The sequence below is a fragment of the Marinobacter sp. genome, from assembly GCF_041984545.1.
Lineage (GTDB): Bacteria > Pseudomonadota > Gammaproteobacteria > Pseudomonadales > Oleiphilaceae > Marinobacter.
Genome location: NZ_JBHIXV010000010.1, coordinates 33,564 through 45,943, shown reverse-complemented (window position 1 = coordinate 45,943; position 12,380 = coordinate 33,564). Strand labels below are relative to the sequence as shown.

Genomic DNA, 12,380 nt, shown 5'->3' with positions numbered 1-12,380 from the left:
CCTAGTGGCCATAAACCATCATCGTGGTGTCGGTGATGGCGAAGTCGGTGAACTGAACGGTGCCGATGCTGGTGCCGCCAATCCTGAACACCGGCATATCGATGTCGGCCCGGAACTCCACATCGTGAATCGACAGGCCATCGTTACCAGAGGCGGCACTGGTGCCCCGTGACAGCTTGGCGGTGGCACTGGCCATGCCAAAATGGCCAACCGTATCGTCGCCCCGCCGGTTATGAATCTGCAGCCCCTCAATGCCAACCGCGGCAAAGTTGAACACGAACAGCAAATCGGCGGCGTCCCAGTTCAGGCTACCGTTGGTAATCTCGAAATGGGTATCCAGCTGCAACTCAGAGCCCGACACCTCATTACCGTTTGCAAGTGTACGGGTAGAGTTGCCGCCATTACGGATCACCAGGTCCGTGGGCCCGACATAACCCTGCAACAACACATCCGAGAACAACGTGGCCGAACCCTCACTGCCCGAGGCGGTGATGCTCTCCACCGCCAGCTCGAAATCCACTGCCTGAAGGTAATCCTCCAGACTGGCCGGATCGCCATAATCGGTGGCGCCCAGGTGCATCACCAGATCACCGCTGTTGAACTGCTTGCCAAAAGAGCCTGCCACGGAGTACTTCGCCAGAGCATCGGCCACATCCGGATCCGTCGGGTCCAACAACCCGGCATCAGCACGCCGGGCAATCTCCGAAAAGCCGTGTTCCAGCACCTCACCGTCGCCGGCAATATCCACCGTCAGCTTCATGTTATCGAGCACCGTATCGTTCTGCCCGGACAACCTCAGCCCGTTTACATTCAGCGAGCCTTCATCGGTCCAGCTCAGACGGTCAATACTCAGCTTCGTTTCCAGCTCAATCGTCACCCCGGCCTGACCGGTCACCCCGGACATCGCACCATCATCCAACGGCCGGAACTCCGCCATGGCCGGAAGCGGAAGCGACAAGGCGAACACCCAGAGCGAGAGTGTGGAAGGCATGGTGTTTCGACGACAGGCGGAGGACTGAGTCATGGTGGCCCCAAAAGTCTGGTTTGTTGTTATCAACGGGAGTGATCAGGCACTACCCGGGCCGCAGGGGGACAGCACAACCAATGCAGCGGAATCTTCAGTTTGTTACAGACTGTTACGATACGAAGCCAGGAAAGAAAGATCTGTGAGGCTTGTCACATGTGGATGCTATCAGAGGGTCGGGGCGGAGCAGGCGGGAGTGATTCCCAAAACTGTGCGGAGCCATGGATGGCGGAGCCAAGCGTACAGGGAAGTATCCACAGCGTGTTTTGGGAATCACTCCCGCCTGCTTCGCTTACTCCGTATTTCGAAATTAAAACCGGGCTAGGACCCAAGAGCCTGCTGAATCAAAGCCTTCTGATGCTCCGCAAACTCCCGGATCAGTCCCTGCGCCTTCTCCGAATCCCGCGCCAGAACCGCCTGCGGCAGATTGGCAAAAAACTCACTGGTCTGGGCCAGGCCCCGCCGATAACGATCCGCGCTCAGATAATAGGCCCGACTCACCGCCGGCCTGAAATTCGACAGCGCCTCCGTGAGATACGGATTGCCCACCACCTCGCAGCAGGCCTCCATCACCTCGAAACTCGCCTCAACCACCGCCGAAATATCCGCCGCCGACGACCTCATCCGCTCAACGGCATTGTTCACCGCCCCCAGCATCTTCGGCCTGTCGCTCTCCTGCCACCGCTCGCACAAACGCACCGCCAGCATCATCAGCAGATGCATGTACACATCGTAGAGCTCGGAGGCATGGGCCGAATCCAGCCGGGTGGCCGAGGCGCCTTTGCGGGGAGTGATCTCCACCAGATGCCAGCGCTCCAGCGTGTACAGGGCCTCCTTTACCGAGGCGCGGCTCACCTTCAGCTCGCTGGCCAGAGTGGCCTCCTGGATGCGCTCCCCGGGGCGAATCTGCCCGGTCATGATGCGCTCGGCCAGGTAATTGGCAATCTGCTCCGCCAGGGTATTGGGCGCCTGAAAATCCATAAAGGCTCTCTGAACAGGTCGTAAAAACGGCCCGGCCGCGGCGGGTAGCCGGCCAGCGGGCCCATGTAAGCGCATGAGTTTATCACAGCCCCTGAACATACAATCCCCCGATGCCCTCGGGGCTCACGGCTGCGCTCGGTCTTTTTGGTAGCCCTTGAAATCCTTTTGAAACGCACGCAGGTATATGGTTTGAACTCCGCGGCAAAAAGGGAAAACACAATGCCCAAGCATTTCGAACAGGCCCCCGGCCTCCACGAAGATCCCGTTCCGGAAACCGAAGGTTACGTCTTCAACCAGACCATGATGCGCATCAAGGAACCCGAGCGTTCCATGGACTTCTACACCCGTGTTATGGGCATGCGCCTGGTGCGCAAGCTGGACTTCCCGGAAATGAAGTTCACCCTGTATTTCCTGGGTTACCTGGACGATCGCCAGGCTGGCCTGGTGCCTCAGGACGACGCCCACCGCACCACCTACACCTTCGGCCGTGAAGCCGTGCTCGAACTGACCCACAATTGGGGCACCGAGACCGACAACGACTTCGGCTACCACAACGGTAACGACGAGCCCCAGGGCTTTGGCCACATTGGCATCGCCGTGCCGGACGTCTATGCCGCCTGCGATCGCTTCGAAAAGCTCGGTGTGGAGTTCGTGAAAAAACCGGACGACGGCAAGATGAAGGGGCTGGCCTTTATCAAAGATCCGGACGGCTACTGGATTGAAATCCTGCAGCCGGACATGCTCGAGAAAAACCGCAAGGACGACTGACGTCGTCTAATCCGCGCCGGCCTCCTGGCCGGCCGGTTTGCTGCCATAGCGGGAGGCCACAATCACCGCGGCAGTCAGTATCAGGGCGCCGGCGATGCCGATCGGCCCCAGAATCTCCTCAAGAAAGATCCACGCCAGCAGTGCCACAAACAGCGGCTCCAATGTCACGATGATGCTGGAGAGCGTTGCCGGTGTCGTCTTCATGCCCGTGAAGAAGCACACATAACCAATGCAGGTGGGCACAACACCGATGTAAATCACCATCAGCCAGTGCCGGAACTCCAGGCTGGCCATCCCGTCGAAACCGCCGCTCACCGCCACCACGGGCAACAGAATCAGGGCGGCGGTGAAAAAGCAGATAAACGCGGTGGTGAACACCGGTGTGCCGGCCGAGCTGTAGCGGCTGGTGAGGGTAAAGCCGGTGTACACACAGGCGGCCAGCAGGGCCATCAGAATGCCGGCCAGGCGCAGAGAGCCACTGGTGTCCATGTCGCTGAGCACCAGCATGGCGGTGCCGGCAATGGCGGCGAGCAGTGACAGTACGGTTAGCAGTCCCGGTTTCTCGCCCAGTATCGGCGCAGCGAGAATGGCCACCAGCACCGGCGGCAGGCACAGGGCAATCAGTGTGGCGATGCCTGCGCCGGTGAGATCCACGGCCAGCAGATAGCTGCCCTGGTAAAACGCCTGGAACAGCCCCAGGGCAGTCAGTGGCAGCAGGGCCTTGCGCGACAGGCTGCGGAGGGAGCTGCCGGGCACCCGGGCGCCCGGATTCGCCCGTTCAAGGCGCACCTGTTCCCGGCGCATCAGCAACCAGAAAAACGGCAACGCCACCGCCAGCCTCAGGAACCCGAGGGTGATGGCCTGAAGGTCGGTGCCAGTGAACAGGAATTTCGCAACAATCCCCGTGGTCGCCCAAAGCAGGGCAGCCAGGGCGATCAACAGGGCGCCTTGGATCATTCAATCATCAACACAATCAGCTCTTTGGGACCGTGAACACCATAAGCCAGGGTCTGCTCGATGTCGGCGGTTTTGGACGGCCCAGAGATTAGCAGGGCATTGGTGGGCATGCCAGCGGCCCAGTTCTGGGCATGGATGGCCTCATGGAAGGTGGTGTAGAGCTCCGAGGCCTTCAGCACAGCCACGTGAACCGGTGGCACCAGGCTCATCAGGCGGGGCTCATCCGGGGTTGGCCACAGGATCAGCGAGCCGGTTTCGGCAATGCCGCCGCGGGTGGAGGTAATGGCCGCATCCACCTCGTTGAACAGATGCGCCTGCCAGCTCTCGATGGGCTCGTCGTAGATCAGCAATTCCGGCAAGTCATCCCGGCCGGCGTTACGCAGGGCCTGGCCAATCTCATGCTGCTTCGGAACCAGCAGGTTCCTCGCGCCACGAGTGCCCAGCACCTCGGCCAGCCGGTCGATCCAGCCGTCCTGACTGCAATGATGCACCTCACCGTGCACCGACTCGATCATCTTCTCGAACCGTTCAATGCGCGCGGCGGTGGACCAGTCCGGCCGCTCCAGCACGGAGAAATCACACTCGGGCGCGGTCAGCTCGCCGCCGGTACGGTTGCGCAGGCGCTGCAGAATCGTATCCCGGGAACTCATTAACCACGCTCCTTCATGCGCTGGTGCAGGGTTTTGGCGGCCAGCTTTGGCGCCGTGCGGTAATCGGTCCAGGCTCCGACTTTCGAGGGCTGCAGGGCCCGGAACTTGCTGGCCACGCCGGTTCCCAGGCGATACACACCGGGGCTGGCATGCATCCACGCCCAGCCTTTCCAGATCAGCGCTTCTTTCGAGCTGCGCTTGGCTCCATGGCCACGCACCTTGGCCGGGTGCAGCTGGTCGCCGTCCACGGATTCCTGGCGCAGGCGCACCAGCAGGTCCGGAATCGGAATCTTCACCGGGCAGACCTCGCCACAGGCGCCGCACAGGCTGGAGGCGCTGGGCAGGTGCCGGCCTTCGTCCAGGCCAATCAGGTGCGGCATCAGGATCTTGCCGATGGGGCCCGGGTAGGTGGTGCCGTAGGCGTGGCCGCCCACGCGGGTATACACCGGGCAGTGGTTCATGCAGGCGCCGCAGCGAATGCAGCGCAGGGTGTCCAGCAGCTCGTCGTCCTGGTAGATGGACGAGCGGCCGTTATCCACCAGCACCACGTGCACTTCCTCCGGGCCGTCCAGCTCCTCGGCCTTGCGCGGCCCGGAAATCATGTTGAAGTAGGTGGTGATGTGCTGGCCGGTGGCCGATCGGGTGAGCAGGGCCAACAGGCCGGTGACATCCGCCATCGAGGGCACCACTTTCTCGATGCCGGTCACCGCAATGTGGCAGCTGGGCACGGTGGTGGTCATGCGCCCGTTGCCCTCGTTCTCCACCAGGCACAGGGTACCGGTGTCTGCCACCGCGAAATTCACCCCGGACACGCCCACATCGGCGTTCATGAACTTCTCCCGCAGCTGCTGGCGGGCACTGGCGGTCAGGTACTCCACGTCGTTGGAGAGGTCGGTGCCGGTTTTCTCGTGCATCAGCTCCGAGATCTCAGCGGTGTTCTTGTGAATCGCCGGCATGATGATGTGCGAGGGCGTCTCATCGGCCAGTTGTACGATGTACTCGCCCAGGTCCGACTCCAGCGCCTCGATGCCTTCGCCCTCGAGGTAATGGTTCAGCTCCATTTCCTCGGAGACCATGGACTTGCCCTTGATCACCGTTTTCGCATTCCGGGCCTTGCAGATGTCCCGCACAATCCGGCACGCCTCGTCGCCGTCCACGGCCCAGTGCACCTTGATGCCGTTCTCGGTGAGCTTCTGCTCAAGCTGCTCCAGCAGGTCCGGCAGGTTGGCCAGGGCCTTCAGGCGGATGTTGGCGCCCAGATCCCGCAGGGTTTCCAGATCCCAGCCGTCAAAAGCGTTCTTGCGCTTGGACATGAGCCCGTCCATGGCGCCGCGGAAATTCTTGCGGATCTTCGGGTTGTGAATGGCCGCGTGTACGCGAGGGTAGAATTCCTTCACGTCGACATGATGGCCGGTGCGTTCGGCAGTCTCGGTCATGATTGCTGCCCTCCTTTCTTGTCTTCGCCCCGATTACCGTCACCCCGGGTGCGCGACCAGAGGAAACTGAGAATATGCTCGCCCCGAACCGGCTTCTGGTTCTTCTCGGCGTAGCCGTCGATGTTCATCAGGCAGCCGCAGTCGGTGGTAACAAACCGCTGGGCGCCGGTGTCCACCAGAGTGTCTACCTTCTCACTCACCATGGCCCCGGAGATCTCCGGATGGCGCACCGCAAAGGTACCGCCAAAGCCGCAGCACTCCTCCGGCCGTGCCTGTTCCACCAGGTTCACGTTCTTCAACTGGCTCAGCAGTTTCGGCCCCACCTCGGCCACGCCCATTTCACGGCGTGCCGAGCAGGAGGTGTGCATGGCCACGGTGGTGGGTTCGCCCAGGTCTTCCAGCTTGATGTGGCATACGTTCAGCAGGAAATCGGTGAGCTCCCACACCCGCCCGGCAACCTCGGCGGCTTTCAGTTCTTCCGGGGTGTCCTTGAACAGGTCCGGGTAGTGCTTTCGCATCATGCCACCGCAGGAACCGGAGGGCACCACGATTGGCCAGTCTTCGGGAAACAGGTCCAGCTGGGCACGTGCCACCGACCGGGCCTGGTCGTGGTAGCCGGAGGTGTAGGCCGGTTGCCCGCAGCAGGTCTGGTTCTGGGGAAACAGCACCTCAATGCCTTCCCGCTCCAGCAGCTCCACCCCGGCAATGCCCGCATCCGGGTAGAACAGGTCTACCAGGCAGGTGCCGTAAAAATAGACTTTGGAAGGTTTGGACGGATAAACCTTGATGGGATCAACCATGGGCCAACGCTCGAATTTTCTGGATTGTTATCCTGCAATAATAGGGTGGTGAAGCGGGCGTTGCCAGGCGACTTTAGGGGCAGTCGGAGGCTAGGGAGGGAAAGCAAAGATGGGCGGAAAACGAAGGGCTAGAAAGGGCAGCGGTGGAATCCGCTGCCCCGGGGGTGTTACTCAACAGTCAGTCGATCGGCGTTCTTCGCGAGGGTGGCTTCGCCAATGCCTTTCACGTTGGCCAGGTCGGCGGTTGCCGCGAACGGGCCGTTGGCTTCGCGGTAGGCGACAATGGCTTCGGCCTTGCTCTCGCCAATCCCGCTGAGGCTCGCCAGGGTGGCAACATCGGCGGTGTTGATGTTAACGGCGGCGTCCTGGGCGTGGGCGAAGCCGGTCACCAGGCTGAACAGCAATACGAGGGTTGCGAAAAGGGGTGTGCGGTTCATGGAATGTACTCCTGAGATTTGCGTTTTTGGTTGTGTGCCAGGGCGCAAAGCAGCAGAAGCGTATTGTGAGAAAAGAGAAACGGGTGTGTTCGAGCGAAGGAAGTGCACGGACGGGATCACATTCCCTGTAATCCCCGTTTCCGTGGCTGACCCCTGCCTGGTCCTTCAGGCGTGCGACTCATCCTGAGCGCGTCTTCCCTGTGGTCATCCCTGTGCATCCCGATCCTTCGGGTAACTCCAAATCCCTGGAGTTCTCATCCCTGATGCTTCTGTCCATGAAGCTTCCATCCGTGAAGCCTCAATCCCTGAAGCTCTCGTCCTTGAGCCAACGTTCCGTGCTGGCTTGTCATCCCTGACACTGTTCATTCTACCGGGAGCCGGATTGGACAATACCGGACAATGGCGTCGGGGTTTGTGCGATATATCTTACGAACCTGTAAGCTTTTCGGCGGCTCTCAAAATGAACGTGAGTTCAGTGTTTACGGGGTCTGCGGGGCAATTTGTTGCCCGTTGCGGTGAGCTTCTGCGGCCTCGCGGATTCGCTCCATGGTGATCTCACGAACGGCCTTCTGGCTGGCGCGAATGTGGTGCGTCAACCGGTCGGCGGCTTCGGTGGCCATGCCACTGCGCAGGGCCTCCAGAATGGCGGCGTGTTCCACATAGGTGGCGTCTACCCGATCGTCCCGGGTGAAGTCCAGACGCCGGATGATCCGCAAGCGGTCCGTGATCTCCCGGTGAATGCGGGTCATCTCCCGGTTGCCGGCCGCGGCCACCAGGTCGCAGTGGAAACTCTCGTCCAACGCCCGCACGGTGCTGCCCACGGCCCGTTCGGAGGGGTGATCCGGGTTCCAGATGGCGGTCAGCGTGCGAATGGCCGGCGGCTGCTCGTCCAGCCCGCAGATCTTGTGCATGGCGGCCCGTTCCAGGGTAATCCGCAGGTCGTACAGCTCTTCCACCTGGCGGAAATCAAACGGCTTCACCTGCCAGCCACTGCGGAACAGCACCTCCACGTAGCCTTCCCGCTGCAAACGGTACAACGCTTCCCGCACCGGCGTGCGGCTGGCATTCAGGCGAGTGCCCACATCGCCCTCGCTGAACTTGTCACCGGGGATCAGGCGGAACTCAAAGATGTCGTCCTTCAGGGCTTCGTAAACCCTGTCTGCCATGGACTCTTTTCTTTTGGTGTTTGTTGCCATTCTCGTGTTCGCCCTCTCTGTGCGGGTCGCCTTCTAAACGGAGTAGGGCCGCTGGGCGCGGCTATCGGGACGGCTTTGCAAAAGACGCCGTGAACCCATCCATGGGGGCTTGATCGCAGCATCCCTGCTGCTCACACTTTTGCAAAGCCGTCCCGACATCCACGCCCGACTCCCCACGCATGCAAGTATCGCAACCCAGGGTTATTTCGACAGCAGATACTCAGGGCTGTCCTTACGCGTTGCATGGGCGGCCAAACCACCTTTCTTTTCCTCAAACCGCCGACTCCCTTGTCCGAAAGCCGGTGGTGGCAGGTCTGTCACAGACTGTGAGCAGCAGGGATGCTGCGATCAAGCCTACATGGACGTATTCACGGCGTGTCTGTGACAGGCCTGCCACCATCGGCGCTACCTCAAAATTTGAGGCCAGGTTGTCGATGCCCCTCTCCCCCGGCCCCTCTCCCGCGTGGGGAGAGGGGAGTTGCCCGGCCTCAAACTTTGATGCTTAACAGAGGCTCCCCGGGAGTCACGGCCTTGCCAGGCTCCACATGCATGGCGCTGATCTCCCCTGCCTGGGTCGCGTTTATCTCGAATTCCATTTTCATAGCCTCCACGATCACCAATGGATCACCCTCGGCCACGGTATCACCAGGCTTCACCAGGCACTTCCAGATGTTGCCGGCAATCTCCGCGCTCACCAGTTCGCCGAATTTCGCCAGATCAGACACATCCGGCTTGGGCGGGGCCTTGGCGAGTTTGTCGAGTTCCGCGGCTTCGCTGTCTTTCCACCGGGCGACCTCTTTCGCGTAGGCCGCCTGCTGCAGTTCGCGGAATTCGGCGATGGAGTCGGCGTTGGCGTCCAGGAAGGCCTGGTGGGATTTGAGGTCGAAGGTTTCCTCCTCGATTTTCACCGTCAGCTGGCCGGCGCGGAACTGGTCGCGCATTTCATCCAGTTCGGCTTCGGTCACCGGGTAGTAGCACACCTGGTCGAAGAACCGCAGCAGCCAAGGGGCGCCTTCGGCGAACTGGGGGTTCTTCAGGTACTTGTTCCAGATTGGCAGCGTTCGGCCCACGAGCTGGTAGCCGCCCGGGGAATCCATGCCGTAGATGCACATGTACACGCCGCCGATGCCCACGGTGCCCTCGGCCGTGTAGGTGCGAGCCGGGTTGTACTTGGAGGTGAGCATTCGGTGCCTCGGATCTAGCGGCACCGCGCAGGGGGCGCCCAGGTACACATCACCCAGGCCCAGCACCAGGTACCTTGCCGAGAACAGGATGTCGCGGACTGCCTCGCGGCTGGGCAGGCCGTTGATGCGTTGCATGAAGTCGACGTTGTTGGGCAGCCAGGGGGCGGTGTCACGCACGGACTGGCGGTATTTGTCCACCGCTTCCAGGGTGGCGCTGTCTTCGAAGGCCATGGGCAGGTGGATTACACGGCTGCGCACTTTCAGCTCATCCGTGGGCGGTAGGGTAGCTTCCAGGTCCAGCAGGTAAGTCATCAGCGCTTCCTGCGTGAGAATCCTGGCGTCGTACCTCAGTTGCAGGGAACGTACGCCCGGGGAGAGTTCCAGCAGGCCGTTGGGTTGCACGTCGGCGATGGCTTCCATCAAAGCGTGGATGCGCAGGCGGAAGCCCAGGTCCATCACGTTCGGGCCGTATTCCAGCAGGATGTACTGGTCGCCGGCCTGGCGGTAGGTCACTTCCGGGCGACCGTCGGTTTCGGCCAGGTGTGCCAGGATGGTGGCGGAGAGGCCGTTCACTGGTTCAAGGTCCGGCTTCACCAGGTCTACCATCGGCGGCGCCATCAGGCTCTTGATGGCCAGTTCCTGGCGCTCGGAGAGTTTCACTGCGGTGTCGTTATCGATGGCCACAAACCGGATGGTATCGCCAGGTTTCACCTGGCCCACCTTCCACAGCTCCGCCTTGGCGATGGTCACCGGGCACACAAAGCCGCCGAGGCTGGGGCCGTCCTTGGTGAGGATTACCGGCATATCGCCGGTGAAGTTGATGGAGCCAATGGCGTATTCGCAGTCGTGGATGTTGGAGGGGTGCAGCCCGGCCTCGCCGCCGTCGGCCCGGGTGAATTCGGGCTTGGGTCCGTTCAGGCGGATGCCCAGGCGGTTGGAGTTGTAGTGCACCTCCCAGTCCTGCTCGAAGAACTTCTCGATGGACTTTTCGGTGAAGAAATCCGGCGCACCGTGGGGGCCATAGAGCACGCCGATCTCCCAGTGATCCGGATAGTCCGGGATCAGGTCCGGGTCTGCCGGCGCCGGGTCGTGGGTCGGCGCCGTGGTGGTGCAGGCCGGCAGATCAATCTGGCTGATGCCGAGCATGTCGCCGGGGCGCAGGGGCCGGCCGCCGTGGCCGCCGAACTGGCCGAGGGCGAAGGTGGAGCGGCTGCCCAGGTACACTGGCACATCGAAGCCGCCCCGCACCGCAAGATAGGTGCGACAGCCTTTGATGGCCTTGCCCACCGCCAGAACCTGGCCGGCTTTCACGGAGATGGGTTTCCAGAACTCCACTGGCTTGTCATCGAGAGTGGCGTCTGTAAGCGCGCCGGTGAGGGCAACCACCGAGTCCTTGTGGAACTTCAGGCTGGGGCCGATCAGCGTCGCCTCGAGGCCCGCCGCTTCGGTGTGGTTGCCGACAATGCGGTTGGCAATGCGGAAGGCGTAGTCGTCCATGGGGCCGCTGGGCGGCACGCCGATGTTCCAGTAGCCCACGCGGCCCGGGTAATCCTGCACGGTGGTGTAGGTGCCGGGTTTGACCACTTCGGCGACGGAGGGTTTGAACTGGAAGCTCTCCAGGGCACGGGTGGAGACAACGCCATCGGCAAAGCTCTGCTGGGCCACCACCTGGCGCAGGTAATCCAGGTTGGTGGCAATGCCCATCAGCCGGGTTTCTGCCAGGGCGGCTTTCAGTTTTTCCAAAGCGTCGTGCCGGTCTTTGCCGTGCACAATCAGCTTGGCAATCATCGGGTCGTAGTGGGCGGAGACTTCGCTGCCGTTTTCCACCCAGGTATCCACCCGAACGTCCTCTTCCGGCCAGTGCACGTCGGTCAGTTCACCGGGGGAGGGCTGGAAATCCTTCAGGGGGTCTTCGGCGTAGATGCGCACTTCCACGGAGGCGCCGTTCAGCTCCGGCTCGAAACCGGCGAGATCCGGGCTTTCGCCAGCGGCGATCTTCAGCATCCATTCAATCAGGTCCAAGCCGGTGACCGACTCGGTGACCGGGTGTTCCACCTGTAAGCGGGTATTCACTTCCAGGAAGTAGAATTCGTCCCGGTCGGCGTCGTAGATGTACTCCACGGTGCCGGCGGAGCGGTAGTTCACCGACTGCCCGAGGGAGACGGCGGCATCCAGCATCTTCTGGCGGGTGGCGGCCGGCAGGTTCGGCGCCGGGGTTTCCTCCACCACTTTCTGGTTTCGGCGTTGCAGAGAGCAGTCCCGCTCGCCCAGGGCCACCACATTGCCGGCGCCGTCGCCAAAGATCTGCACTTCCACATGGCGGGCCCGGGCGATGAAGCGCTCCAGGAACACGCCGCTGTCATTAAAGAAGCTCTGGCCCTGGCGGCGCACGGTTTCAAAGGCGTCGCGCAATTCACTGTCACTGTTGCAGCGGGTCAGGCCGATGCCGCCACCGCCGGCGGTGCTCTTCAGCATCACCGGGTAGCCCAGGCGCTCAGCGGTTTGCAGGGCTTCGTCCAGGCTCTCCAGCAGGCCGCTGCCCGGGGCCAGGGGCACGCCGGCGGCTTCCGCCAGTTCCCGGGCCCGGTGCTTCAGGCCAAACTCGCGCATCTGGTCGGGCGTGGGGCCGATAAAGGCGATGCCGTCGGCCTCGCAGGCCTCGGCGAAGTCAGCGTTCTCTGAGAGAAAGCCATACCCCGGAATAATCGCCTCGGCGCCCGTGTGCTTGGCAGCCGACAGGATTTGGGCCTTGTCCAGGTAGGTTTCGCTGGCGCCGTTGCCGGTGAGTGCCACGGATTCATCGGCCAGGGTCACGTGCAGGCTGTGGCGATCCTGGTGGGAGTAGACAGCCACGCTGCCAACGCCCATGGCCTTGAGGGTACGGATGGTGCGAACGGCGATTTCGCCTCGGTTGGCGATCAGAACTTTGCTAAACATGATGGCGGTT

General features: G+C 62.0%; 10 protein-coding genes. 1 reads left to right on the top strand and 9 read right to left on the bottom strand.

The window, feature by feature from the left end:
- Position 1: 1 nt before the first annotated feature.
- Positions 2 to 991, bottom strand: a complete 990-nt coding sequence (locus ACFC20_RS06830; RefSeq protein WP_375192392.1) for a DUF6160 family protein — start codon at positions 989 to 991, stop codon at positions 2 to 4.
- A 354-nt stretch (positions 992 to 1,345) separates the two neighbouring features.
- Positions 1,346 to 2,005: a GntR family transcriptional regulator gene (locus ACFC20_RS06825; RefSeq protein WP_375192338.1), complete on the bottom strand. Its 660-nt coding sequence runs from the start codon at positions 2,003 to 2,005 to the stop codon at positions 1,346 to 1,348.
- Positions 2,006 to 2,224: 219 nt separating this feature from the next.
- Here ACFC20_RS06825 and gloA point away from each other — a divergent pair, with 219 nt between their 5' ends.
- Positions 2,225 to 2,773, top strand: coding sequence for a lactoylglutathione lyase (gloA, locus tag ACFC20_RS06820; protein ID WP_375192337.1), 549 nt, complete (start codon positions 2,225 to 2,227; stop codon positions 2,771 to 2,773).
- A gap of 6 nt (positions 2,774 to 2,779) precedes the next feature.
- Here the strand turns inward: gloA and ACFC20_RS06815 are convergent, their stop codons facing one another.
- From ACFC20_RS06815 to uca, 7 genes are all read right to left on the bottom strand, one after another.
- Positions 2,780 to 3,730, bottom strand: a complete 951-nt coding sequence (locus tag ACFC20_RS06815) for a DMT family transporter (protein WP_375192336.1) — start codon at positions 3,728 to 3,730, stop codon at positions 2,780 to 2,782.
- Complete coding sequence (locus ACFC20_RS06810; protein ID WP_375192335.1) at positions 3,727 to 4,380, bottom strand: lactate utilization protein C; 654 nt, start codon at positions 4,378 to 4,380, stop codon at positions 3,727 to 3,729. Before ACFC20_RS06810 ends, ACFC20_RS06815 begins: the two co-directional genes overlap by 4 nt.
- Complete coding sequence (locus tag ACFC20_RS06805; RefSeq protein ID WP_375192334.1) at positions 4,380 to 5,816, bottom strand: LutB/LldF family L-lactate oxidation iron-sulfur protein; 1,437 nt, start codon at positions 5,814 to 5,816, stop codon at positions 4,380 to 4,382. Before ACFC20_RS06805 ends, ACFC20_RS06810 begins: the two co-directional genes overlap by 1 nt.
- Positions 5,813 to 6,616, bottom strand: a complete 804-nt coding sequence (locus tag ACFC20_RS06800; RefSeq protein ID WP_375192333.1) for a (Fe-S)-binding protein — start codon at positions 6,614 to 6,616, stop codon at positions 5,813 to 5,815. Before ACFC20_RS06800 ends, ACFC20_RS06805 begins: the two co-directional genes overlap by 4 nt.
- 167 nt (positions 6,617 to 6,783) lie before the next feature.
- Entirely contained in the window at positions 6,784 to 7,053 is a 270-nt protein-coding gene (locus ACFC20_RS06795; protein WP_375192332.1) for a ComEA family DNA-binding protein, read from the bottom strand.
- A 479-nt stretch (positions 7,054 to 7,532) separates the two neighbouring features.
- Complete coding sequence (locus tag ACFC20_RS06790) at positions 7,533 to 8,219, bottom strand: GntR family transcriptional regulator (protein ID WP_375192331.1); 687 nt, start codon at positions 8,217 to 8,219, stop codon at positions 7,533 to 7,535.
- A 518-nt stretch (positions 8,220 to 8,737) separates the two neighbouring features.
- Positions 8,738 to 12,370, bottom strand: a complete 3,633-nt coding sequence (uca, locus tag ACFC20_RS06785) for an urea carboxylase (RefSeq protein WP_375192330.1) — start codon at positions 12,368 to 12,370, stop codon at positions 8,738 to 8,740.
- Positions 12,371 to 12,380 lie beyond the last annotated feature (10 nt).